Origin of the sequence: Bradyrhizobium sp. CIR48 (genome assembly GCF_014198315.1) — a bacterium.
In the GTDB taxonomy this organism is placed as follows: Bacteria; Pseudomonadota; Alphaproteobacteria; order Rhizobiales; family Xanthobacteraceae; genus Bradyrhizobium.
Map to the genome: position 1 here is coordinate 389126 of NZ_JACIHG010000001.1, position 25341 is coordinate 414466.

General features: G+C 63.8%; 21 protein-coding genes. 9 read left to right on the forward strand and 12 right to left on the reverse strand.

Annotated features, from left to right (window positions below; genetic code table 11):
* From GGD66_RS01910 to GGD66_RS01920, 3 genes are all read left to right on the forward strand, one after another.
* Positions 1-564, forward strand: coding sequence for an isochorismatase family protein (locus GGD66_RS01910; protein ID WP_183256737.1), 564 nt, complete (start codon positions 1-3; stop codon positions 562-564).
* A gap of 30 nt (positions 565-594) precedes the next feature.
* Complete coding sequence (locus GGD66_RS01915; RefSeq protein ID WP_162832232.1) at positions 595-765, forward strand: hypothetical protein; 171 nt, start codon at positions 595-597, stop codon at positions 763-765.
* Between the two features lie 218 nt (positions 766-983).
* Entirely contained in the window at positions 984-2366 is a 1383-nt protein-coding gene (locus tag GGD66_RS01920; RefSeq protein WP_183256738.1) for an aspartate aminotransferase family protein, read from the forward strand.
* Positions 2367-2551: 185 nt separating this feature from the next.
* Here the strand turns inward: GGD66_RS01920 and rnd are convergent, their stop codons facing one another.
* Complete coding sequence (rnd, locus tag GGD66_RS01925) at positions 2552-3700, reverse strand: ribonuclease D (RefSeq protein WP_183256739.1); 1149 nt, start codon at positions 3698-3700, stop codon at positions 2552-2554.
* 473 nt (positions 3701-4173) lie between these two features.
* Here rnd and GGD66_RS01930 point away from each other — a divergent pair, with 473 nt between their 5' ends.
* Positions 4174-4590 carry a hypothetical protein gene (locus tag GGD66_RS01930; RefSeq protein WP_183256740.1) on the forward strand — a complete coding sequence of 139 codons (417 nt, stop codon included), beginning with the start codon at positions 4174-4176 and terminating at the stop codon, positions 4588-4590.
* Between the two features lie 1763 nt (positions 4591-6353).
* Here GGD66_RS01930 and GGD66_RS01935 read toward each other — a convergent pair.
* The 6 genes from GGD66_RS01935 to GGD66_RS01960 form a co-directional block, all read right to left on the reverse strand.
* Positions 6354-7688 (reverse strand): ABC transporter substrate-binding protein, encoded by a 1335-nt coding sequence (locus tag GGD66_RS01935; protein WP_183256741.1) that lies wholly within the window; start codon positions 7686-7688, stop codon positions 6354-6356.
* Positions 7689-7699: 11 nt separating this feature from the next.
* A complete protein-coding gene (locus tag GGD66_RS01940) occupies positions 7700-8569 on the reverse strand; it encodes a carbohydrate ABC transporter permease (protein ID WP_092252965.1) in 870 nt (289 codons plus the stop codon).
* Positions 8566-9516 (reverse strand): carbohydrate ABC transporter permease, encoded by a 951-nt coding sequence (locus GGD66_RS01945; protein WP_018317512.1) that lies wholly within the window; start codon positions 9514-9516, stop codon positions 8566-8568. Before GGD66_RS01945 ends, GGD66_RS01940 begins: the two co-directional genes overlap by 4 nt.
* Position 9517: 1 nt before the next feature.
* On the reverse strand, positions 9518-10366 hold the full coding sequence (locus tag GGD66_RS01950) for a phosphodiesterase (protein WP_092252967.1): 849 nt from the start codon (positions 10364-10366) through the stop codon (positions 9518-9520).
* Between the two features lie 238 nt (positions 10367-10604).
* The gene (locus GGD66_RS01955; protein WP_092252969.1) at positions 10605-10862 is read right to left on the reverse strand and encodes a hypothetical protein; all 258 of its coding nucleotides are present in this window, start codon (positions 10860-10862) and stop codon (positions 10605-10607) included.
* A 19-nt stretch (positions 10863-10881) separates the two neighbouring features.
* Positions 10882-12354: a YdiU family protein gene (locus tag GGD66_RS01960; protein ID WP_092252971.1), complete on the reverse strand. Its 1473-nt coding sequence runs from the start codon at positions 12352-12354 to the stop codon at positions 10882-10884.
* A gap of 196 nt (positions 12355-12550) precedes the next feature.
* Between GGD66_RS01960 and aspS the strand changes: the two genes are divergently transcribed.
* Entirely contained in the window at positions 12551-14323 is a 1773-nt protein-coding gene (gene aspS, locus GGD66_RS01965) for an aspartate--tRNA ligase (protein WP_183256742.1), read from the forward strand.
* Between the two features lie 170 nt (positions 14324-14493).
* On the opposite strand, the gene GGD66_RS01970 is transcribed toward aspS, so the two are convergent.
* Positions 14494-16464, reverse strand: a complete 1971-nt coding sequence (locus GGD66_RS01970) for a hypothetical protein (protein ID WP_183256743.1) — start codon at positions 16462-16464, stop codon at positions 14494-14496.
* 247 nt (positions 16465-16711) lie between these two features.
* Here GGD66_RS01970 and GGD66_RS01975 point away from each other — a divergent pair, with 247 nt between their 5' ends.
* Positions 16712-19018 carry an NADP-dependent malic enzyme gene (locus tag GGD66_RS01975; protein ID WP_183256744.1) on the forward strand — a complete coding sequence of 769 codons (2307 nt, stop codon included), beginning with the start codon at positions 16712-16714 and terminating at the stop codon, positions 19016-19018.
* Between the two features lie 294 nt (positions 19019-19312).
* Entirely contained in the window at positions 19313-19765 is a 453-nt protein-coding gene (locus GGD66_RS01980; protein ID WP_018317505.1) for a DoxX family protein, read from the forward strand.
* A gap of 4 nt (positions 19766-19769) precedes the next feature.
* Here GGD66_RS01980 and GGD66_RS01985 read toward each other — a convergent pair whose 3' ends face one another.
* The 4 genes from GGD66_RS01985 to GGD66_RS02000 all read right to left on the reverse strand — a co-directional run bounded on the left by GGD66_RS01985 (position 19770) and on the right by GGD66_RS02000 (position 23767).
* Positions 19770-20321, reverse strand: a complete 552-nt coding sequence (locus tag GGD66_RS01985) for a dihydrofolate reductase (protein ID WP_183256745.1) — start codon at positions 20319-20321, stop codon at positions 19770-19772.
* A gap of 7 nt (positions 20322-20328) precedes the next feature.
* Positions 20329-21354: a polysaccharide deacetylase family protein gene (locus GGD66_RS01990; RefSeq protein ID WP_183256746.1), complete on the reverse strand. Its 1026-nt coding sequence runs from the start codon at positions 21352-21354 to the stop codon at positions 20329-20331.
* Between the two features lie 166 nt (positions 21355-21520).
* Positions 21521-22090 (reverse strand): glutathione peroxidase, encoded by a 570-nt coding sequence (locus GGD66_RS01995; protein WP_183256747.1) that lies wholly within the window; start codon positions 22088-22090, stop codon positions 21521-21523.
* A 93-nt stretch (positions 22091-22183) separates the two neighbouring features.
* Positions 22184-23767, reverse strand: a complete 1584-nt coding sequence (locus GGD66_RS02000; protein WP_183256748.1) for a L,D-transpeptidase — start codon at positions 23765-23767, stop codon at positions 22184-22186.
* A gap of 208 nt (positions 23768-23975) precedes the next feature.
* Between GGD66_RS02000 and GGD66_RS02005 the strand changes: the two genes are divergently transcribed.
* Together GGD66_RS02005 and GGD66_RS02010 are read left to right on the forward strand one after the other, a co-directional pair.
* Positions 23976-24524: a CreA family protein gene (locus tag GGD66_RS02005; RefSeq protein WP_179730672.1), complete on the forward strand. Its 549-nt coding sequence runs from the start codon at positions 23976-23978 to the stop codon at positions 24522-24524.
* 524 nt (positions 24525-25048) lie between these two features.
* On the forward strand, positions 25049-25309 hold the full coding sequence (locus tag GGD66_RS02010; RefSeq protein WP_018317499.1) for a hypothetical protein: 261 nt from the start codon (positions 25049-25051) through the stop codon (positions 25307-25309).
* Positions 25310-25341 lie beyond the last annotated feature (32 nt).

A 25341-nucleotide genomic window follows, 5' to 3' on the forward strand; every position in this document is an offset into this window, starting at 1 on the left:
ATGCTGGCTTCTATCCACGATGATCCGCCGATCCTGGTCTGCGCGGATCTCCAGGTCGAGTATCTGACCCCTGGGCGACGCCACGTCGTCCTCGACGGCGACGCTGTGACGGCGCGCTGCCTGGAACTGCTGACCTTGTGGCGGGGCCATCTCTGGCCGGTGATGCATCTGAAGCGCATCGCGCAGGCGGCGTGGTTCAATCCGGCATCGAGGCTGACCGATTGGATCGCGGAGACCAAGCCGCGGCCGGGAGAGATGACGTTCGACCATCCGCTGCCGTCGGCCTACAGCTCGTCGCGGTTTGTGGACTACATGTCCAATATCCGGACTGTACGCTGCATTTTGATCGGTTTTTCCCTGGACGAGACCATCCTGGCCACGGCTACCGACGGGTTTCACCGCAGCCATCGCTATCAGGTCGTCGCTGACGCCGTGGCCTGCCGGCAGCCGGGTACGGGCGATGCCGCCGCCTATAAGCATGCGGTAGTGAATGTCATCGGGAATTTTGCTACAATCCAGTCCAGCGCCGAACTGATCAGAACCAGCGGCGCCGTTGCGGTGTAGGCGGCCGCGGCCGGCGGATGGGGTGAGAGATTGTCACGGGGAGACGAGCTCAAGGAGCTGGCGAGTGATCTGTCGCGTGCGGCCGAGAGGGCGCGCGGGCTTGGTTTGCCGACGACGGTCTATCTGCTCTCGATGGCGCTGGTGGAGGTGAGGGAGGCCGCTGCCGGCACTGACGACGGGCATGACGACGACGCGGCATGAGAGATGCTCCACATGTTGCTTCGTCATGAGCGGATTTGTCACGTGCGGCAATGTCACGTGCAGCTTTGTCGCGTGCATCTTTGTGCATCGCTGCTGAGCGCTTGCTGCCGACGAATTGGCGTTGCAAGTTCTGCGCTGTCGCAATAGCCAAGGTACTTGATCATCGAGTGATGACGCCGGCTATGCCTGCGACGTGACGCTTTCAAGGATCTTCGCAAATGTCCATGCTGCCCAATTCGCAAGAGGCCCGGGATGTAGCCTATCAGCTCCATCCCTACACCAACGCGCGCACCCATCAGCAGGCAGGTCCCCTGGTGATCGAGCGCGGCGAGGGTCCTTACGTCTTCGATGCGTCGGGCAAGCGCTATTTCGAGGCGATGGCCGGCCTGTGGAGCGTTGGGCTGGGCTTCAACGAGAAGCGGCTGGTCGAGGCCGCGCACAAGCAGATGCAGGCGCTGCCGTTCTATCACACGTTCTCCGCCAAATCGCACGGGCCCTCGATCGACCTTGCCGAGAAGCTGGTCGCGCTCGCGCCTGTGCCGATGAGCAAGGTGTTCTTCACCAATTCCGGCTCGGAAGCCAACGACACCGTCCTCAAGCTGATCGCCTATCGCTCCAACGCGCTCGGCCAGCCGCAGCGCAAGAAGGTGATCAGCCGGATGCGCGCCTATCACGGCGTCACCATTGCCTCGGCGAGCCTCACCGGCCTGCCGAACAACCACCGCTCGTTCGACCTGCCGCTGCCGAACATCCTGCATACGGGCTCGCCGCATTTCTACAAGGACGGCGCGCCCGGCGAGAGCGAGGAAGCCTTTGCGACGCGCCGGGCCGAGGAGCTCGACGCGCTGATCCAGAAGGAAGGGCCCGATACGATCGCGGCGTTCTTCGGCGAGCCGGTGATGGGCGCGGGCGGCGTCATCGTGCCGCCGGCGACCTATTGGGACAAGATCCAGGCGGTCCTGAACAAGTACGACATCCTGCTGGTCGCCGACGAGGTGATCTGCGGCTTCGGCCGCACCGGCAAGATGTTCGGCTGCGAGACCTACGGCATCAAGCCCGACGTGCTCGTGGTCTCCAAGCAGATCACCTCGAGCTATTTCCCGTTCTCGGCGATCATCATGAACGACCGCATGTTCGAGCCGATCGCGGACGAGAGCAACAAGATCGGCGTGCTCGGCCACGGCTTCACTGCGGGCGGTCATCCGGTCGGTTCGGCGGTTGCGCTGGAAAACCTCAGGATCATCGAGGAGCGCGGCTTGGTCGCACATGCCGCCGAGCTCGGCGCTTACATGCAGGGCAGACTGCGCGAGCTCACCAGCCATCCGCTGGTCGGCGAGGTTCGCGGCGTCGGCATGATCGCGGCGATCGAGCTCGTGCTCGACAAGGGCCGCAAGACCGCAGCGGCGACGCCGGGCGCCGTCGGCGGCATCGCCAGCCGCATGCTCCAGGAGCGCGGCGTGATCTCGCGCAACATGCTGGACGCCATCGCCATCTGCCCGCCGCTGATCGTCACCAAGGCGGACATCGACGGGCTGGTGGACGCGATCTCCGGCGTGTTGAACGACATGAAGGCGGAAGTGGCCAAGCTGACGCCGGCGTAGGGCAAGCCGCCTCAAATCTATCACCGTCACCCTGAGGTGGCCGCTTCTTCAGAGGCCCTCGAAGGGCGACGGCCCGGCTGCTACTGCGCGGGCGTTCATCCTTCGAGGCTCATCGTGCGGTGCGTTGCACCGCCCGCCTCGCACCTCAGGATGACGAGCTAACAGTTGATCCGCTCAGCTGAACATTACGCCCGCTGAACTCCGATCACGCGGCCCTTCTCGATCGCCAGCGCCAGCTCGCCGCGCTTGAGCTTCAAGGCAGCGTCGCCGAACAGCTCGCGGCGCCAGCCGCGCAGTGCCGGCACGTCGGCTTCGTCGTCGGCCGCGATCTCCTCGAGATCGTCGACGGTCGCGATCACCTTGCTGGCGACCGCATGCTTCTCGGCGGTCATGCGCAGCAGCACCTTCAAGAGCTCGACGATGGCGGCGCCGTTGTTGTTGTTGCGCGGCTTCTCCAGCTTCGGCAGCGTCGCAAAATCCCGTGCCAGCCCGCGCTCGACCGCGGCGACGATGTCCGCGCCCCATTTGGATTTTTCAAAACCCTTCGGCACCGAGCGCAGATGGGCGAGCTTTTCCAGCGTGTTCGGCGCGTGGGTCGCGATATCGCTGATGGCCTCGTCGCGCAGCACGCGGCCGCGCGGCACGTCGCGGCTCTGCGCTTCCTGCTCGCGCCAAGCGGCGACCTCCATCAGGACCGCGAGATCCTTCGGCTTGCGCACGCGCGTCTTGAGCCGCTCCCAGGCCCGCTCGGGGTGGAAGTCGTAGGTCCGGGGGGAGGTCAGGACCTCCATCTCGATGGAGACCCATTCGCTGCGACGGCGCTTCTTGAGGTCGGCATCGAGCGCTGCGAACACGTCGCGCAAATGCGTGACGTCGGACACGGCGTAGTGCATCTGCTCCTTGGTCAGCGGCCGGCGCGACCAGTCGGTGAAGCGGTGGGTCTTGTCCGGGCGGTGGCCGGTGACTTTCTCGACCAGCGCGTCGTAGGCGATGCTGTCGCCGTATCCGAGCACCATCGCAGCAACCTGGGTGTCGAACACCGGATGAGGGATGATGTTGGCCTGGTGCCAGATGATCTCGATGTCCTGACGGGCGGCGTGGAAGACCTTCAGCACGCTCTCATCGGCCATCAGTTCGAAGAACGGCTTGAGGTCAATCCCCTCGGCCAGGGTATCGACGACGACGGCTTCCTCGGCGCTGGCCATCTGCACCACGCATAGCAGCGGGTAGTAGGTGGTCTCGCGCAGGAACTCGGTATCGACGGTAATGACGGGGTGCTTAGCCAGCCGGCTGCAGGCAGCCGCGAGGTCAGCGGTGGTGGTAATCAAATCCATGAACGGCCCATGACACTTGATATCAGCCGTTCTGCCGAAAGCGCTGTGATGTCAAGGGGCTCGATGCGAATTCGAGCCTTGTATTTGAACGGAAATCGCTTTTTCCGACGAAATTCCTATTCGTAGCGGACCCGGTGCGAGGATTTGCGGGCGCAGGGCAACGCCACCACGACCACGCACATGGCGACCAGCGCCAGCCCCAGGAACTCGAAAACCAACAGATCCACGGCGAATATCTCCAGAAACATTGATAGATTTGTCGGGGGTGCGTTGAGGGTCTGTTAATTGCGATGGTTACCGGCGGCGGGGTGGGCCGGATGGTGGATGGCGGGTTAACGTGGCAGGTGAACGGTGGCTCGACTGTTGAACTGCGCGGCCGCATGTTCGCCTTCTATCTGCCCGAAGGTTGCTCCGACAAAACTGGTACTGGAGCAATTGAACAACCTCGCCCTCTTTGGGACCAAGGATAAACAGTGAAACTGGGCGCCAACAAACCCGGCAACTCGGCTGCTCCCATATGCTGGAGCGATGCATCAGCGTCATCTAATGAATTCGGCGGCGTAGTCGACGATCGCGCCCGACTTGGTCGATCTGCCGCCGTCGAAACCGTCGCCGCGGCTGTGCCGATCAAGGACGAGATGGATGCGCCGGGGCTCGTCGACAGAGTATGTCCCGCCGAGAAAACGCGGCCATCCGCAATGCTCAAGAGTAAACCGGCAATGCCGCGCGTGACCGTGGTGCCCGATTCGGAGCTGCACCGATTACCGAGACCGGTGCAGCTAGGGATTTTAGAAAAGATCGGAATTGTCTCGCTCGGACTTGAAAGCTGCGCCGTCGAGTCCATCAGGCTTTTTCAATCCTGGCCCCAGATTAGGAGGCGATCCGGCTGACCCACCTGAGCCTGATCCACCTCCGTTCACGCACTCGAAAGGCTTCGAGCCGCCGCCTCCACCTGGCCCGCCGCCTCCCGGAGAGCCCGGCATTCCAACTGCACCACTCTTGCCCCCAGTTTGGGATATCTCGATCCTAGGCGTCTTGTTCAGCTCAGCTAGTGGCCCAAGAAAGAAAATCGATCCACCTGCGCCGCCTCTTCCGCTGTCTCCGCCTTTACCCCCCGAACCGCCATCTCCGCCGTTGCCGCCATTTCCAGGTCCAGCAGTGCAATAGCAAACGCCCGGCAGCGGGCAATTTCGATCTCCCGGCGTACCGCGACTGCCCGGGCCTCCCGGTCCCCCGTCTCCGCCTCGACCGCCGGCACCGCCCGCTAGACCTACTGATTCAATTCGGAGGGCCGAGGTAATGGCTGGGTTGGCCGTGTTGATCTCCAAGCTTTGGAAAACGATATAGATCGCGGGAAAGGTATACGCTCCCCCGTTACCTCCGGTAGGACCATTTCCTCCTCGGCCGCCGTTGGCTCCATCGTCGGTCCCAGAAGTCCAGCCTTGCGGACCGGGACGGCTGTCGGACCCTTTTAGGTCCGCAGACGAAAGATGAGGGTTTACGACCAAGCGTGCAAGCTCAGAGAGCTGTGCTGGTGTATTGAGAACAAGCTTCTTGGCCGCTAGCACCACGTAGTTTCCGTCGTTGCTCCGGTCCGGTATACTCCAGGTGAGTACACCCTTAGGATTAAAGACGACTTCGTTGAAGCGAAGGATGGGTTCTGTGACCGATCTATTGCCAGTTACCGTGAGCAAATCTCGGAGCGGGGTTGCTAGCACCTCTGTTACGATCTGCGATGGCATTGCCGCTTTGCCGATCACATAAAATGTTTGGTTGTCTTGCCGCTGCTGGCGAACATCGAAGCCGAATTCTTTCAGAAATTCCGGCAACGCCTTAGTTGTGGGCGCTTGTTGTGCTGCAATCTGATCTTCCGCGCGAGCTGATGTTGCGAAGGCCGCAGCAGCGAGAAAAATGGCGAAGAGCCTAATCACAAAATACCTCCTCTGTTGAAAATGGTCATAGGAGGCCAACAACTTTTGAGCGAGTCAATACCAAAGGTTGTGTGACGTCAAAATTGCACCACGCCAAAGTGTCGCATGTTAGGTCGGCGAAGAAGCAGGCGGAGATGCATAAGCGCGTCCGACGCACCTCACCTCTGAAGACAAGTCCATATAGTCGAAATCAGCATTGCGCGGGTGCTGGTCGAGGGCGAGGCGCCTAGAACAGGCCGCCTATAGAGTTGCTAGGCGCCAGAGTCAGTTGCAACGGTGAGGATTCCTTCGCCTTCGTCAAAGCCAGATCGGCTACCTAGATGCGTATGTTGCCTCGCTGCGATCCAAATCGCTGGCCTGTCCGGAAACCGATCTATTTCAAGTTCTGAAGGCAGAGATAAGGATGTCCGCGAAGGCCGAAATCGATGACCTAACTCGCGACCTCGTCCACAGAACAACAGGGCGAGCCGGCATCCGTTCCAGATGTCGCGCGGCGTTTAGGCGAGTTTGACGCTATCATCGCGTACACCGACGACCTCGCGCACAATAACGGTATCACTGCGGTACTGAGCTAACCTATGCTGACGACGTCATCGCCTGCTGCTGTCCAGCAGATGCTTGGCCGCCACTACACTCTGCGCGGCCGGCATCGTTCGATTGCTAGCGCACAGTCCTTCCGGCGCCCCATATGGCGGAGCGCCGAGGGCCGTTTGCAACCGTTCTTACGGCAGCTTCAGCGACGTCTCTGCATTGTACGGCTTCAGCGTCTCATCCGCGGCCTTCTGCGCGGCGATCAGGGCTTCCTTCGGCTGCTTCTTGCCGTTGAGGACCAGCATCACCTCGTCCTCGAGGTTCTTGCGCACCGGCACGGTCTTGTAGGTCGCGAACCAGGGCTTTGCGACGTCGAGTTGCTCGACGGCAGTCTTGGCGTCGGGGTTCTTGTTGAGGAAGTCGACCATCTCGGGCGTTTTGTAGGCGGCCATGTTGGGCGCGAAATAGCCGGTGGCGCGGCTCCACCAGCCGGTCTTCTCGGGCGAGGTCATCCACTTGATCAGCGTCCATGCAGCCTTCTGCTTGTCGGCCTCGAGGCCGGCCGGAACGATCAGCGAGGCGCCGCCGATCGGCACGGCGTTGCGGACGTTGCGCGGGATGAAGGCGACCTTGTAGGCGAACTTGGCGTTGTCGCGCACGAAAGTGAGCGAGCCCGTCGACAGCATCATCATCGCGGCGTTGCCGGAGATGAAGGAAGTGCTGACGGCAGGGCCAGGCGTGGCGCCGGGGGCGTGGACCTTGTGCTTGTAGACGAGGTCATTCCACCAGGTCAGTGCGCCGAGCATCGAAGGCGTGTCGTAATAGACCTCGCCGCCGAACTCCTCGTTGTAGTAGCGCCCGCCATTGCTCATGGTGAGCGTTTCCATCATCCAGCCGCAATAGTCGTAGGCGCAGGGGATCGCGATGCCCCATTGGGTCACCTTGTCGCCCTCGCGCTTGGTGAGCTTCTTGGCCCAGTCGGTGAGCTCGGCCCAGGTCTGCGGCGGCTTGCTCGGATCGAGGCCGGCTTCCTTGGCCTTGTCGGCGTTGATGTAGAGCAGCGGCGTCGAATTATGGAAGGGCACGCCGTAGACCGAGCGGTTGATCACCGCGTTGCCCTGCAGCGCCGGGAAGAACTGGCCGAGGAACTGCTCCTTGGTGGTGCCGTCGGCCTTGATCAGGGCATCGAGATTGGTGAGCTCGTTCTCGATCTGCATGTCGAGCAGGAAGTTCGCCGACATGATCACGGCGGACGGCGGCTTGCCGGCCTTGATTGCGGCGCGCGTCTTGATCAGCGTGTCGTCATAGGAGCCGGTGTAGACCGCGGTCGCCTTGACGTCCGGATGGGTCTCGTTGAACTCCTTGATCAAGGTGCCCATGTCGCGGGCGAGCTTGCCGTCGACGGGGACGGGGAAAAACAGATCGATCTCGGTCGGGCCTTCGCCGGCGAGCGCCGGAAGGGCGAGGGCACTTGCCATGGAGCCTGCCATGGCAAGGCCGAGCATGAGCCTGCGGGAAAACAGCATCGAAGAATCTCCTATTTGATTCCTGAGGTGACGAAAGAGCTGATGAAGCGCTTCTGGAAGATCAGGAAGGTGATGAGCAGCGGGCCGATCACCATCAGCGTGCCGGCGGCGATGGTGCCCCAGGCCTGCGTGCCTTCGGCGGTCTTGGTGAAGACGGAGAGCCCGACCGTGAGCGGCCGCTTGTCCGGCGAGTTGATCACCATCAGCGGCCACAGGAAGTCGTTCCAGTGGCTGGTCACGGAGATGATGGCGAAGGCGGAGAAGCTCGGCATCGACAGCGGCACGTAGATATGGCGGATGCGCTGGAGCAGGCTGGCGCCGTCGATCAGGGCTGCGTCTTCCAGCTCGGTCGGAATCGCCTCGAACGCCTGGCGCATCAGGAAGGTGCCGAAGGCGGAGGCGAAGAACGGCATCATCACGCCGGTGAGCGTGTCGTAGAGGCCGAGTTGCGCCACCAGCGACAGGTTCGGCACGATCAGCAGCACCGGCACCAGCATCAGCTGCATCAGGAACAGATAGAAGATCGGCGTCTTGCCGAGGAAGTCGAGGCGCGCGAAGGCAAAGCCCGCCAGCGTGATCGTGACGAATTGCACCAGCAAAATGCCGGCACAGATGATCGTGGTGTTGAGCGTGTAGCGCGGGAAATCGCCGATCTCCCAGGCATCCCTGACATTGTCGAGCGTCGGCTTCAGGCTCGGCATCAGCTCGGCCATGGCATTGATGCCGTCGGAGGCCGGGCGCAGCGTCGCCACGACCATCCACAGGAACGGAATGAGCCAGACGATCGCGAGCAGCACGGTCAGCAGGAAGCCGAGCTTGGGCGTGATCTCGCCCCGTGTGGCGAGCGGGGCGTCCTTGTAGAGGGCGTCGATCAGCTTCATGGCCCGCCCTCGCGGTTGGCCATGGTGCGGAAGGAAAGCGCGGTGAGGCCCATCAGCGCGGCGAGCGTCAGCAGCGTCGCGGCCGAGGCCTTGCCGACGTCGTAATGCTCGACCGCCTGCTGGTAGATGTAGAACAGCACGAGGTTGGTCGAATTGGATGGCCCGCCCTGGGTCATGACGAAGACGTGGTCGACCTGCGTCACCGCGTTGAGCGTGGCGATCACGATGACGAACAGGAAGGTGGGCTTGAGCTCGGGCAAGATGATGTGGCGGAAGCGCATGTAAGGCCCGGCGCCGTCGAGATGCGCGGCCTCCATGACGTCCTCAGGCACGGCCTGGAGACCGGCGAGGAAGAACAGCATGTAATAGCCGGCGTTCTTCCAGATCGTGATGATCATGATCGCATACAGCGCGATGTCGGGATCGCCGAGCCAGTTCGGCAGCACCGGAAGCAGGCGGCCGATATAGAAGTCGAGCAGGCCGACATTGGGCAGGAAGATGAACATGAACAGCGCCGAGGCCGCGACCATCGGGATCAGCACCGGCAGGAACAGCGCCGCCCGCAGCGCGCTGCTGACGGCGTTTGTGCGCGACAGCGCCAGCGCAAACAGCAGCGCGAGGCCGATGCTCGGGATCGCCGTGCCGATGGCATAGACGAGATTGTTGACGACCGCGCCGGTGAAGGCGGGGTCGGCCAGCACCGCGCTGATATTGTCGAGGCCGACGAAGCGGACCGGCGCCTTCGGCGTGGCGCGCTGGTAGAGCGCATCGATGAACACGCGGCCCATCGCGCCATAGGTGAACAGCGCGAGAAAGACCAGCGAGGGCAGCAACAGGAGATAGGCGGGCAGCGAAGCTTTGAAGCGCGTGCCGAGGCGCTTCAGGACGTCCAGGCGCGGCGCCGCCGAGGTCGCGACCGGAAGAGCCGCGGGTTCGGCGAGGCTCATCTCACCGCGCCGGGAAATTGAGCGCATAGTCGCGGCCGTCCGTTCCCACGGGTGGTTCGAAGGGAAAGCGCAGACTGGTGTCGAGGAAGTCGTGGCTGTGCACGACGAGGTTTTCGTCGTCGATCAGCACGACGCCATAGGCGGGGGGCTCGTGGCTGGCCAGATGCGGCGCGTCAGCGTCGAGCTCGAACCAGACCTGGTGGTTGGTGCCGCGTAGGGTGGAGAACGGGATCTTGCCGTAGCTGCCGAAGATCGGCCGGTGCACATGGCCGAAGAAGAGGTGGCGGATGCGCGCGCGATAGGGCGCGATCACCTCGGCGAACTCCGCGCTCTGTTTCAGCCCGATCTCGTCCATCGCATGGACGCCGATCGGGAAGGGCGGGTGATGCATGAACACGACGAACTGCTGGTCGGCGGGTGCAGCCGCGAGCGTCTTCGCGAGCCAGTCGAAGCGCTTGGCGCACATCTCGCCGGCGTGGCTGGTCTCGTCCAGCGTGTCGAGGAAGACGAACAGGCCATGGTCGGTGGTGCGCGTGCCCTGCACGAAGCCGTTTGAATCGCGCGGCGCGGCCTTCAGCGCGTCGAGGCAGGTGACGCGGCGGTCGTGATTGCCGACCATGGCGATGTAGGGGATTTTCAGCGCTGACATCGCGTCGGCGAAATTGGCGTAGGATTCCGGCTCGCCCCAATGGGTGAGGTCGCCGGTCACGACCGCGAAGGCGGCGTCGGACTGGTGCGTGTTGATGTCGGCGATCGCAGCATCCAGCCGGGTGCGCGGATCGAGGCCGTAGAGCTTCAATCCCGGGTTCGCGAGATGCGTGTCGGTGAGGTGGATGAATTTGAAGGGCATGGCGCGCTTTGTCGGGACGGTTGGAGGATGGGTGCCTCCGGCAGGACGACCCTGACAGGCGGTTAGAGCGCGTGTGTTTCAGTTTGATGACAGTGGTTCCCGTGTCCACAGCAGCGCGCTGCGCACGGTGGATTAGCCGAAGGGGTAATTCAAAGTTCCGGCTTACCTTGAGTTGCGGTGCTGCGCGGAGCAGAGCTAATCTAAGCGCGCAAACTTGGTTCTTGTCCCGCGGATCGAGCTAACGGTCGATCGCGCGCAGGCGCTTGATCTCGGCGATCAATCTCGGAATGTCCTGTCGCGCGTTGGCGATGAATTCCTGATCGGCGAGCGTCGCGCCAGTGAGGTAGATGTCTTCGCCTCCGGTCTGGACGAAGTCCGATCCGCTTAGTTCATCGCGCTTCTCGATGAACGATTTCCAAGGACCCGCGGTCGCCTGCTCGCAGCGCGCCTTGATCGCTTCGATCTCGTCATCTGTCAGGGCCGAGAGCTGCGTCATCTTGCAATCCAGAACAGGTTTACGTCCCACAAAACGTCTGCAACACCCGCTGGTCCGGCAGCGGCGGATCGGCGTAGGCCGCATATGCCGGCTGGTCCTCGTATGGCTTCGCCAGCACCTTCACCAGCTCTTCGAACGGCGCGTAGTCGTCGTCATTCACCGCAGCCTGGATCACAGCCTCGACGCGGTGGTTGCGCGGGATGAACATGGGATTGACGGCGTGCATGGCGGCTTGTCGGTCGGCAGCGCTCTGCGGCTCCAGCGCGATGCGTGCGCGCCAGCGGCCGGACCACTCGTCGAAGGCTGCGGGCTCCATGAACTGCGCACGCGCATCCGCGCTGTCATCAACGGCGGAATCGCCGAGCTTGCGGAAGGTGAGGGTGAAGTCGGCCTGGTTCTTGGCCATGGCTTCGAGCAGGTCCTGGATCAGGGCGTCGTCGCCTTCACGCTCCGTGAACAGGCCGACCTTTTCGCGCAAGCCGGCTTGATAAGCCGTGCTGAAAATCTCGGAGAAGGCGCCGAGAATGTCCTGGGCTTCGGCCACCGCCTTCTCCTGCTCGTCGGAGAACAACGGCAGCAGGCACTCGGCGAGGCGGGTCAAATTCCACAGCGCGATACGCGGCTGGTTGGCATAGGCGTAGCGGCCCATCTCGTCGATCGAGGAGAACACCTGCGCGGGGTTGTAGGCGTCCATGAAGGCGCAGGGGCCGTAGTCGATGGTCTCGCCCGAGATGGAGCTGTTGTCGGTGTTCATCACGCCGTGGATGAAGCCGACCAGCAGCCAGCGCGCGACGAGCTCGGCCTGGCGGGCGACGACGCCGGCGAGCAGTTCGTGATAGGGCCGCTCCGCATCGCGCAGTTCCGGATAGTGCCTGGCGATGACGTGATCGGCGAGCCGGCGGATCGCCTCGGTGTCACGCCGCACGGCGAAGAACTGGAAGGTGCCGACGCGGATATGGCTGGAGGCGATACGCGTCAGCACGGCGCCCGGCAGCGCGGTCTCGCGGATGACGTGCTCGCCGGTGACGACGGCGGCGAGCGAGCGGGTGGTCGGGATGCCCAGCGCATACATCGCTTCGCTGACGATGTATTCGCGCAGGACCGGTCCGAGCGCGGCGCGGCCGTCGCCGCGGCGGGAGAACGGGGTGGGACCGCTGCCCTTGAGCTGGATGTCCCGGCGGACGCCGTCTTTGTCGATGACCTCGCCGAGCAGGATGGCGCGGCCGTCGCCGAGCTGCGGGACGAACTGCCCGAACTGGTGGCCGGCATAGGCCATGGCGATCGGATCGGCGCCGTCGGGAACCGTCTTCCCCGCCAGGATCGCCGCGCCTTCCGCCGTCTCCAGCAGGTCAGGATCGAGCCCGAGCTGGACCGCCAGCGGCCGGTTCAGCTTGATCAGCCGGGGGGCGGCGACAGGGGTCGGCGCGACGCGGGCAAAGAAGCTGTCGGGCAGCGCCGAATAAGAGTTCTGGAAGGGGAAATGCACCGTCATGCCCTCAAGATAGGGCTGGAACGCCTGATGGCAAAGGGATGGGCCCAGATCGGGCAAAAATGGGCGCTTCCGGCCCAAAACAGGCCGTTCCCTTGGTTGCCGCCCCCGGCCTCGTCGGGTAAACCCTGCCGCAATCTCGGACCGGCCGTGACAGGCGGTCCGATTCGCTTCCACCGACATCATTTTTGGGACGACCATGCATCGCTACCGGTCACATACATGCGGCGCGCTCCGCGAGAGCAACATCGGCGAGACGGTCCGCCTGTCAGGCTGGGTCCATCGCGTCCGCGACCATGGCGGCGTGCTGTTCATCGACCTGCGCGACCATTACGGCCTGACCCAGTGCGTGGTCGACCCGGACTCGCCGGCGTTCTCGCTGGCCGAAAAGCTGCGCTCGGAATTCGTGGTGCGGATGGACGGCAAGGCCCGCCGCCGCCCCGAAGGCACCGACAATGACGATCTGCCGACCGGCAAGATCGAGATCTATGTCACCGAGATCGAGGTGCTGGGTCCGGCCGGCGATCTGCCGCTGCCTGTGTTCGGCGACCAGGAATATCCTGAAGACATCCGCCTGAAGTACCGCTTCCTCGACCTGCGTCGCGAAAAGCTGCACCAGAACATCATGACGCGCGTCGAGATCATCAAGTCGATGCGCCGGCGCATGGAGGGGCAGGGCTTCTTCGAGTTCAACACCCCGATCCTGACCGCGTCCTCGCCGGAAGGCGCGCGCGACTTCCTGGTGCCCTCGCGCATCCATCCCGGCAAATTCTACGCACTGCCGCAGGCGCCGCAGCAGTACAAGCAGCTGCTCATGATGAGCGGCTTCGACCGCTACTTCCAGATCGCGCCCTGTTTTCGCGACGAGGACCCGCGTGCCGACCGTCTGCCGGGCGAGTTCTACCAGCTCGACGTCGAGATGAGCTTTGTGACGCAGGAAGACGTCTTTGCGGCGATGGAGCCCGTGATCACGGGCGTGTTCGAGGAGTTCGCCAAGGGCAAGCCGGTCACGAAGGGCTGGCGCCGGATTCCGTTCGCCGAGGCGCTACGCAAGTATGGCAGTGACAAGCCGGATCTGCGCAACCCCATCGAGATGCAGGACGTCTCCGAGCATTTCCGCGGCTCCGGCTTCAAGGTCTTTGCGCGCATGCTCGAAGACCCCAAGAACGAGGTCTGGGCGATCCCCGCGCCGGGCGGCGGCAGCCGCGCCTTCTGCGATCGCATGAATTCGTGGGCGCAGGGCGAGGGCCAGCCCGGCCTCGGCTACATCATGTGGCGCGAGGGCGGCGAGGGGGCCGGTCCCCTTGCGAACAACATCGGGCCTGAGCGCACGGCTGCGATCCGTGCGCAGATCGGCGTGAAGGAAGGCGATGCCGCCTTCTTCGTCGCCGGTGATCCCGACAAATTCTGGAAGTTCTCAGGCCTTGCCCGCAACAAGGTCGGCGAGGAATTGAACCTCACCGACAAGGAGCGGTTCGAGCTCGCCTGGATCGTCGACTTCCCGATGTACGAGTACAACGAGGACGACAAGAAGGTCGACTTCTCGCACAACCCGTTCTCGATGCCGCAGGGCGGCCTCGATGCGCTGAAGGGCCAGGACCCGCTCACCATCAAGGCGTTCCAGTACGACATCACCTGCAACGGCTACGAGATCGCCTCGGGCGGCATCCGCAACCACGTGCCGGAAGCGATGGTGAAGGCGTTCGAGATCGCAGGCTACGGCGAGCAGGAAGTGGTCGACCGCTTCGGCGGCATGTACCGCGCGTTCCAGTACGGCGCGCCGCCGCACGGCGGCATGGCCGCCGGCGTCGACCGCATCGTGATGCTGCTGTGTGGCACCACGAATCTGCGCGAGATCTCGCTGTTCCCGATGAACCAGCAGGCCATGGACCTCTTGATGGGGGCCCCGTCGGAGGCCACGACGAAGCAGCTCCGCGAGCTGCATGTGCGGGTGAACCTGCCGCAGAAGTGAGTGTGCTTTGCCTCTCCCCGCATGCGGGGAGAGGCCGCCTCGCATCGAAGATGCGAGGCGGGTGAGGGGGACTCTCCGCGAGTCTAACTCTCACCGTGATTGCGGAGGCGGCCCCTCACCCAACCCTCTCACCGTAAGAACGGGGCGAGGGAGCGCACCGCCGCCGTCAACTACAACCCCGTCGACGCCTCGATCCTGAACTGCGCCAGCGCGATGATCGGCTCGTTGTCGAGGACGTCCATGAGCTGAAGTACCGGCAGCTTGCCGAGCGGCGTCAGCTTGATGGTCAGCGTCTGGCCTGATGCCTCGACGAAGCCGGCCAGCGCATCGACCGCGGCCTTGGCATCGAGATTTGAGGCGGCGATCTTCTCGCCCTGCGCCCGGATCATCGCAACGAGGGCGCTGCGCGCGGCATCACGGCTGACATTCTGCACGCGCGCAAACTGGGCCACGACAAGATCGACAACGCCGCGATCGCGCAACGACAGCTCGATTGCGCCGGTCTCGACCTGCGCCAACTGGCCCATAGCCTCGAGCGGGTCCGTCGTGGTGAAGAGGTCGCGCGGCACCTTGGCGAGCGCCACGCTTACCTGCGCTTTGGCGAGGTTGCCGAGATCTAGCGTGGCCGGCGCCAGCGCGAATGCGCCTGACGCTTCCGTCCAGGCCGCGCCGAGATCGAGGTCGATCGCGAGCTTGTCCACGCCTGCCACGATCAGCGGCTGTAGCGCCGGATTGGCGGGATCGGTCGGCGTGACCATCTTCACGACCAGACTGGCCTTGCTTGGGATCGATCCCACCAGCTGGCCCCAGTTCAGGCTGATCGTGTCGACGGTGATCGGCTGCCGCGCGTTCTTATGCGGCGCAACCATGCCCCTGACCTCCGCGCCTTCGAGCACCCGGAACAGGCCCAGCATCTGATAGGGCGAGGGCGGTTGCCCGGGATTGGTGAGACCCGAGGCCCAGCGCATCAGGTTCGGCATGCTGAAGGATTTGAGCGCGAAGCGCTCCATCTTGAACTGACCCTGCGGCGAGGGTGCATCGACGCCCTCGATCGCGAATTCGCCCTGCCGGTAGCGGATCGCGTTGATCCTCCCTGTTCCCTGCGGTGTGCCAATCGAGGTCTTGCCGATCTCGGCCTTGCCGATGCGAATAGCGTCGTAGAATCCGGCGACCTTCTCCATCAGCTCGCGCGTTTGCGTCGGCATTGGCGAGGCCGACTTATCCTGCGGCAGCATGGCAAACATCTCGAACAAATGGAGCTTCGACGGCTGCACGTCGATGTCTTCCATGGCGAAGCTGTCGATATCCATACGCAGGCCCAGCGCGGACTTGAGTACATAAGGGCCGGCGGAGATTTGTCGGTAGACCCGGCGGTAGCTGTCGTCACCGCTCGTCTGCGGATCGAGTGCGGCGAGGATCGGGGTCGAGTCGAAATCATTGACGATCATGCCGGAGATCTCGCCAGTCAGCTTGTCCGCCTTGCCCGGCTGCGTAACGTTGATCGTGAAGGTGGCGCGGTCCATCTTCATTGCATCGACTTTGCCGCGGCCGAGGTTTTGGAGCGCGAGGCCCGAATAGACCACTTCACCGCTGCCGCCGCTGCTGCCGGCGTCGAAACTGATGTTGATGGACGGGATCATCACGGACGTTGCCGTCAGGCTCGCGAACTGGTCGAGCACGAACCGGTACATGTCGCTCAAGGAGCTCGATGCCGGCACGTTTTCAACGCGCAGGGGGCCCGCATAGTCGCGCAGCGTCACCTGCGGGATCTTGTAGGCCACTTTCAGCTTGCCGGGGCTGACTTCATCCAACGCAATCTCGACACCCGAGATGTCGATGCCGTCAGCGGCAAAGCGAGTCTCGCCGATCTGGCGGACGCCCGAGCTCTTGAAGGCGCCGATCTTGACGTGCCCCTGCAACGGGTTGCCGGGATCGATTGCAATGTCCTCGATCGTCAGCGTCCGGCTCGACCGCTCGAAGGCGATCTTGCCGTGGCTGGCTTTGCTGCCGCCGGCGCGAAGCCGCTCGAACGCCGCCTCGACCTCGCTGGTCATCCGATGCTGGACATAGAGGTTGAAGCCGAACCATCCGCCCGCGCCGAGTACGGCTGCCACGATCAGGCCGATCAGGATTCGCTTCATTCCCAGCTCCAGTTGCTCGTTTTGCGCCGCGCAACCTGCCATATTCGCGAAACGCCGCGCGGTCCAGGGAAAGCTATGGTTTTCAAATATTTGACCGCGCGCCCTGTTGATGGGCGCGCAATCGGATGTTGCCACCGGGGCGCCCGGCGTGCTTCATCCCGTTTCCATGACCCGGAAATACGGTCCGCTTGGACCGCGGCTTCGGATCGTGCATTTTTGAGGCCGGTAACGCGAGGCGAGACACCGCATGTCGTCCTATTCTGATGATCTCCACCAGGCGGCGCTCGCCTACCATCGTCTGCCGCGCCCTGGGAAGCTCGAGATCCAGGCAAGCAAGCCGCTTGCCAACCAGCGTGACCTCGCGCTGGCCTATTCGCCGGGCGTCGCCGCGGCCTGCACCGAGATCGCCAAGAACCCGGCGGAAGCCGCCACGCTGACCACCCGCGCCAATCTGGTCGCCGTGGTCTCCAACGGCACCGCCGTGCTCGGCCTCGGCAATATCGGACCGCTGGCCTCCAAGCCGGTGATGGAGGGCAAGGCCGTCCTGTTCAAGAAATTCGCCGGCATCGACGTGTTCGACATCGAGATCGCCGCCGACACCATCGACCGCGTGGTCGAGACCGTGGCGGCGCTCGAGCCGACCTTCGGCGGCATCAATCTGGAAGACATCCGTGGACCGGAGTGCTTCGAGATCGAGGCGCAGCTCAAGGAACGCATGAAGATCCCGGTCTTCCATGACGACCAGCACGGCACCGCGATCATCGTCGCCGCCGCCATCACCAACGGGCTCAGGCTGAACGGCAAGAAGCTGTCGGACGTCAAGATCGTCGCCTCCGGCGCAGGGGCCGCGGCCATCGCCACGCTGAACCTGCTGGTGTCGATGGGCGCACAGCGCAAGAACATCTGGGTTTGCGACATCGACGGCCTCGTGCATGAGGGCCGCAACACCACGATGGACCGCTGGAAGGCGGTCTATGCGCAGAAGACCGACAAGCGCACGCTCGGCGACGTCATCGGCGGCGCCGACATCTTCATCGGTCTCTCGGCGCCGGGCGTGCTCAAGCCCGAGATGGCCAAGGCAATGGCCGACAAACCGCTGATCATGGCGCTCGCCAACCCGACCCCGGAAATCATGCCGGAGGAGGCGCGCAAGGTGCGCCCTGACGCCATGATCTGCACCGGCCGCTCCGACTATCCGAACCAGGTCAACAACGTCCTGTGCTTTCCGTTCATCTTCCGCGGCGCGCTCGATGTCGGCGCCAGCGCTATCAACGAGGAGATGAAGCACGCTGCCGTCGAGGCCATCGCGCAGCTCGCGCGCGAGGCGCCCTCGGATGCGGTCGCGCAGGGTTTTGACACCGGCGAGACGCAGGGGTTCGGCCCGGGCTCGCTGATCCCGAGTCCCTTTGATCCCCGGTTGATTCTACGCATCGCGCCGGCGGTGGCGAAGGCGGCGATGGAGTCGGGCGTGGCGACGCGGCCCATCACCAATTTCGACGAATACACCGCACTGCTCGAGCGCTTCGCCTTCCGCTCCGGCCTCGTCATGAAGCCGATGTTCGCCAAGGCCAAGACCCAGCCGGTGCGCGTGATCTATGCCGAAGGCGAGGACGAGCGCGTGCTGCGCGCCACGCAGGTGGTGCTGGAGGAGAATTTGGCGCGGCCGATCCTGGTCGGCCGTCCTTCGGTCGTCGAGGCGCGCATCAAGCGCTTCGGTCTTTCGATCCGCGCCGGCAAGGATTTCGACCTGGTCAATCCCGAGGACGATCCGCGCTATCGCTCCTATGTGCAATCCTATGTCGAGGTCGCCGGTCGCCGCGGCGTGACGCCGGATGCGGCGCGCACCGTGGTGCGCACCAACAACACGGTGATCGCTGCGCTCGCGGTGACGCGCGGGGAGGCGGATGCCATGCTCTGCGGCGTCGAGGGCCGCTACATGAGCCATCTGCGCCATGTCCGCGAGATCGTCGGTTTTTGTCCGGGCATTAGCGACTACGCGGCGCTGGCGCTGCTGATCACCAGCAAGGGCGCCTTCTTCATCGCCGACACGCAGGTTCGCCCCAATCCGAGCGCGGAGGAGCTCGCCGAGATCGCATCGCTCGCAGCGGTCCACGTCCAGCGCTTCAACATCAAGCCGAAGATCGCCTTCGTCTCGCACTCGGATTTCGGCAGCTACGACACCGATTCCTCGCGCAAGATGCGCCGCGCGACCCAGCTGTTGAAGGATAAGCATCCGGAGATCGAGGCCGACGGCGAGATGCAGGGTGACACGGCACTTTCGGCTGCGGCGCGAAAAATGGTGCTGCCGCACTCCAATCTCGAGGGCGAGGCCAACATCCTGATCATGCCGGCGCTGGACACCGCCAACGTCGCCTATCAGATGATCAAGTCGCTGGCGGACGCGCTCCCCGTCGGCCCGATCCTGGTCGGCCCGGCGCGCCCGGCGCATATCCTCACCCCCTCGGTGACGGCGCGCGGCATCCTCAACATGACGGCCGTCGCGGTCGTCGAAGCGCAGGAGCGCGCGGCACGGCAGCCGACGTTGTTCACGTAGGCATCTAGCGTCATCGGCGCTGCCATCCCTTCTCCCTTGTGGGAGAAGGTGGCGCGAAGCGCCGGATGAGGGGTTGTTTCCGCGCCTCGGGATCTCGCGAGTTTCCGCGCCGATAGATACCCCTCATCCGTCTCGCCGCTTTGCGGCGAGCCACCTCCTCCCACAAGGGGAGAAGGGAAGAGACCGCAAATCTTGAATTACTTTCAGTTCGCCATTTCCCCGTTTGTAAAGCGGCGCGCGACTCTTCATAATCCTCACGCGTTCCGTGCTTAGCGCTTTGCCAAGAGGCCGATCATGCCAGCGTTCGTGACTTTCGGGCGAATCCTGTTCGCCGTGCTGTTCATCTACACGGGCGCGACCAAGCTCTTTGCCATTCAGGCGACCGCCGACTTCATCGCCACCAAGGTCGTGGTGCCCGACATCGTCGCGCCCTACGCCAAGCAGGTGGAGACGGCCACCGCCATGACCACGCCGCAGCTGCTGGCGATCGCCGTCGGCGCGCTCGAGATCATCGCGGGGCTGATGATCGCACTGAATTTCGGCGCGCGGTTCTTCGCGATGCTGCTGATCATCTACGTCGCGGTCGCGACCGTGCTGTTCGACGATTTCTGGAACCAGGCGCCGCCCGACAACGCGAAGATGGTGGTCGACGCGCTGAAGAACCTCTCGATCATCGGCGCCTTGTTCATGATCATGGGATACGGCCGCACCACGCGTCCGGCCGAAGCGGCGTACGGGGACGTCTGAGGGCCTACGTTCGGCGCCAGGGTGTCACGGTCACCTCATGCGCCGCATCGAGCAAGTACGGTGTGCCCGGCTTCAGGCCGTGCGATGCCAGCACCTGCTGCGGCGACCGTGCCGGCACGCCGACGAAACAGCCTTCGCCGCCGGGCAGGCGCACATGCGGGGCTTCCGACAGCCAGAACGTATCGTAGCGGCCCATGAACATCTCGAACACGGCTGGGCCGCCGATGATGGCGACCATGCCGGAGGCGACATCGGCAAAGGCACAGGCCTCCTCGAAGCTCGCCTGTTCCGGATTCCACAGCGTCGCGTTCGGCATCTCCGGATCGACGGTGAGCGCCTTGATCTTGCGGGTCAGGATCAGCCGCTTGCGCTTCGGCGAGTTCGGCTGCTGCTCGTGCGAGTGGCGGCCATGCACGGTCAGCGCGGCGCGATCGAGCGCCTGCTCGAAGAACAGCTTGTCGCCGTCGAACTTCAGGCTGTCGGGCATGACGTGGCCGGCGTCGGCGAGCATGCCGTCCGCTGAGACGATGACGTAGCCTTCGATACGGAAAGACAATGGCCGTCTATTCGGAAACGGTCGTCACCACGGAATTGACCGGGCGCTGGCTCACCGTCGGCAGCTTGGCGTCCTTGAGCAGCTCCTGGTCGTATTCGGGCAGCGACGAGGCCGGGAATTTGGCGCGCATCGCCACCACTTTGTAGCCGCCGGCCTTCAGGCGCTTGAGCAGCTCGGGCAGGGCTTCCGCGGTGTGCTTCTGGAAGTCGTGCATCAGAATGATGCCCTTGCCCTTGGTGTCGAGCTTCTTCATCACGGTCTCGACCACCTTCTCGGGCTTTGAAGCCTTGAAGTCGAAGGAGTCGATATCGCAGGAGAAGATCGCGGTGTTGCGGTTGCCGAGATAGGTGACCATCTCCGGCGGATGCTGAAGCGCCGGGAAGCGGAAGAACGGCGAGGGCGAGATGCCGCCGAGCGCCCACTTCACCGCGGACAGGCCCTTCTCGATCTCTTCCTTGCGCTGCGCTTCGGTGAGCTTCTTGTTGTTGAGATTGGCGTGCGACCAGGTGTGGGTGCCGACGGTGTGGCCGGCGTTGTAGACCTGCTTCAGGATCTCGGGCTCATAGGTCGCGTGCTTGCCGATCGAGAAGAAGATGCCGGTGGTGCATTCGTCGGCGAGCGCCTTCAGCACGGCGGGCGTGTTCTTCGGCCAGGGGCCATCGTCGAAGGTCAGCACCACCTCCTTGTCGCGCAGGAAGTCGAGGTCCTTGAAGTGCTCGAAGCCGAAACCGGGACCGCCCGTGGTATCGATCTCGACGGTGCGGGCGACACCGAGCGCGCCCGGCGTGCTGCAGGCCGCGCGGGCCGGCTGCGGCGCCTGCTTGGGCGGAGGCGGATTGACGAAGCCTGCCGGCGCGGCGGCTGCCGCGGGAGCTGCTGGCGGAGCCGCAGCAGGCGCGGCCGCGGCCGGCGTCGCCGCGGGTGCGGCTTGCGTCGCAGCCGCGGGCTTTCCGGCCGGGGTCTGCGACCATGCTGCGCCGGTCATTGCAACCGACATTGCGCTTGCCAAAATCAGTCCTGCCGCCACACGCATGGTGTTGTCCTCGAGATTGATCCCGTTGTTCCGCCGCGGCTTTTTCGCCGCGAGCAAAACCCATCCTGCCCCAAACGATCCTAGCCTAGATGGTGGGCCATCGCCATTGCAACGGCTGTTTGGCATCCCGCCACAATTGTGCCCAGCCGGATTGGGGCGCCGCGCGTCAACTGTTGGCTAGCGTCCTGGCAATGGCCGTCTTGATCCGCGTGTCAGCGGGTTCGACCGCGGACGGAAAGACCTCGGCGATATAACCGTCGCGGCCGATCAGGTACTTGTGGAAGTTCCAGCGCGGAACTTCCCGCGGCCGTGCGTCGGCGGCCCATTTGTAGAAGGGATGTGCCTTCGCGCCGACGACGTTCGCCTTGGCCGCGACGGGGAAGGTAACACCATATTGGTGGTGCGCGGTCTCCGTGATCTCGCTAGTGCCGCCCGGCTCCTGGCCGCCGAAATCGTTGGAGGGCACGCCGATCACGGCGAGCCCGCGCGCGCGAAACTCGTTCCATATCTCCTGCAGGCCGGCATATTGCGGCGTGTAGCCACAGAGCGAGGCGGTGTTGACCACCAGCAGTGGCTTGCCGGTGAAAGCGGCAAGGCGGATGTCGTCACCGGACAAAGCGGGGAAGGAGAAGGCATAGGCCGAGATCCGGCTCATGCCGCCATCGGCGAGCGCGCGTGTTGCCGGCGCGAGCATGCCTGCAAGCGCCGCGGTGAGCATGGTTCTGCGATTCATCATGACGGCGTCCCCCGAAATGATCCGGGCCGCATGTTACTCTGCCGGTGCGACCTGCCTCGTCAACACCGCGTTATCGGGGCGCCGTGAAACAGGTCAGTACAGGCGGACGATGAAATCGGTGCCTTCGCCGGTCTCGCCCTGGTTGATGCCCTGGTCCGAGATGATGATCGAGCCGCCTGATGTCAGCATCTCGTTGATCTTCGCCATGGTGTCGGCGGGGATCGAGATGCGGTCGAGGGCCGCAGCCGGGCCGTCCGGCGTGACCACGGGCTTGGCAGGCACAGGCTTGGCGGCGACGGGGATCACCGCAGCGCCACCCTTGCGGCGCGTGAGGCGGCTGTCGTCCTCGCGGGCCGCGGAACGGGCGGAGACCGGCAGCGACACCACCGACCAACGCAGCGCATTGGAATCGGTCTTGTCGAGCTCGGCGGTGAATATGTGCGTGCCGAGCGGACGGTCGCTCGTGGCGATCGTGACCGGGACCTCGAACAGCGGCGCAAAATTCTGCCGCACGTAGAGCTTGGAATCCTTGCGGCTGATGAAGACGGCGATCTGGCCGGCCCGCTTGGGCGCTTCCGGCTTGGCGGCCGGCGCCGGTTCGGCGACGCGGCCGTCATCCTTCTTCGCGTCGGGCGAGGCGGCGAGCGCAGGTGCAGTGGCCGGCGCATCGGGTGTCTTCGCGGAGTCCGCAGCTTCCGTCTTGACCGGCTCGGTCTTGATAGCTTCGACCTTGTCGGCAGCCGGCTTGTCGTCGCTAGCCGGCTTGGCGGCTTCCTCCGATTGAGGCTTGGCCGCGTCGGATGCCTCGGCCGTTTTGGTCTTGTCGGCCGGCACGTCGGCTTCCTCGCGGGCTGACGCATTGCCCGTGGTCACATCCGACATCACGACGTGTCCGACGGACGTGCGCAGCTCGAGCACGCTGTCGGCGCTGGCAGTTTTGGTTTCGGCTTTGGTCAGCGCGGCGCCCTTGTCGGCCTTGTCGCCGACATTGGTCTGCGGCTCGAGGCTGGCCGCAGGCTGCGGCGGCACGCGCATGGAGGCGAGCAGGGGATGGGAGAAGCTATGCGGCGTCATCTCGCCGGGCGCGACGATGACGCGCGCGCCCATCCTGGTCCAGTTCCACATCTTCACCGCGAACGCCATCGGCATCCGGATGCAGCCATGCGAAGCCGGATATCCCGGCAGCACGCCGGCATGCATGGCAACGCCGGACCAGGTGATCCGCTGCATGTACGGCATCGGCGCGCCGCTATAGATGTTGGAGTGGTGGAATTTGTGCTTCTGGATGACGCTGAACACACCCATCGGCGTCGAATGGCCCTTCATGCCTGTCGACACCGGAGATTCCGCGAACACGCCGTTGGTGTCGTAGACCGTGACCTTCTGCCGGTCGATCGAGACGACGATGACCAGCGGCCCTTGTGGCTTGGTCCCGGCTTCCTTCCCGGCGACAGCTTCCTTCTTGACCGCAGCGCCGCGCTTCTGCGGCTTCTGGCGCGGTATTTCGGGATGCCGGTCAGGCCGGGCGTAATAGGACCCGTCGGAATAATCCGTCCAATAATAATATGCTGCGTCTGCCTGGCTGGTCGCGCCGATCACACCCGCCGCCGTCAAAATGGCGACCTGCCATAGTCGCGCCGGCTTGGCAGAAAAACCCGACCCGTTCACGCTGTTCATCCTCGAATCCATAATCCAAATCAGACGTTAGTCTCGCAGAGGGGATACGCGTTCACCAGCAAGGCGGTTCTGCCATCAGCTACATTTGTCCAAGCCGTAGCAAAAAAGCCTCACGGAGCGGTAAACGGCGGCCGCGCCCGTGTGTCCGTCGTCTTCCTGAGCGGCTGCCACATGCCTACATTGTGGCGACTTGTTACCGGAGAACTTCATGTCATCTCGTTTCCTCGGTCTTTCCAGCATCCACTTGAAAGGCTTTGCTTTCTTCCTCCTGGCCCTGGTCGTGCCGGCGGCGTCCGTTTCGGCCGCCGACGAGCCCGATCTGATCTTTCGCCGGTCCACCGTGTTCAAATGGATGAGCCCGAACGACAAGCTTGCGACCTATGGTCTCGACGATCCCGAAGTCGAGGGCGTCGCCTGTCATTTCACCGTGCCGGAAAAGGGCGGCTTCAAGGGCTGGCTGGGCCTTGCCGAGGAGGTCTCGGATATCTCACTGGCGTGCCGCCAGGTCGGCCCGATCAAGTTCAAGAGCAAGATGGAGCAGGGCGACGACATGTTCCGCCAGCGCCGCTCGCTGTTCTTCAAGAAGATGCAGATCGTGCGCGGCTGTGACACCAAGCGCAACGTGCTGGTCTACATGGTCTATTCGGACAGGCTGATCGAGGGCTCGCCGAAGAACTCGACCTCGACCGTGCCGATCATGCCGTGGGGACCGGCGGACGCAAATGTCCAGAAGTGCGGCGAGTTCTTCACTCAGTGACGCGTCAGCGTTTCACTCAGCGCGACTGGCCCGCGGTTTGACAAGGTGCGAGCCGGTCAGCCGCACGAACGCTTGTGGCGCGGCTTCAAAGCCGCGGCCAGACTGCAACGACATTGCGCCGGCTGCGGCGACGCGATTCGACTGTTGATCTCCGCGGTCCGTCCGTTGGTCCGCCTCGCGCGGCATTGCGCGATCTTGCGCCGCCATAATGGCCATCCCTCAAGTGAACGCGCCCGGTGATCCGGGCGTCCTGGCTTCGATGGCTTGGGTCGCAGCCGATGTGACCTCGGTTCGACCCAGCCCTCGTTTGCCGCTCCATTCAGCAGAAAAACGTAAAATGCGTGTGAAGCGGGTGAGGCGGGAGCATGACGGCGGCAGCGCCGGTGTGTTCGCGCATCGCAAACGGAACTTGGCAGGCGACTTTGAGCTGCGGCGGAACCTACCTGAAATGATTGGGTCTTTTTGGAGAATTGTGTCGTCGTCCCGGATCGGACGAAACAATTCTCACGCAAGATGAAACCATTTTGCGCTTTTGGCGCATCACGCGCGAAACCGCCCATGGTTATCAGCTTCACAACGACGAACGGCGCACCGCCGGCCACGAATTCGGAGACAAGACCATGCGCGCGCTGAGCTTCATCCTTGCCTTCGGTTTCGTGATCGCCGGCTCTTCGTTCGCGGGCGCGCCGGACGGCAATCTCCCCGGTGTCGGCACCTTCCAGTACAGCGGTTCGCCGATCACCCCCACGACGTCGCAGTCGATCGTGGTTGCCGCGCGCTTCTAATCGATAACAAGAAAATCAGCCGATAAAGGCCA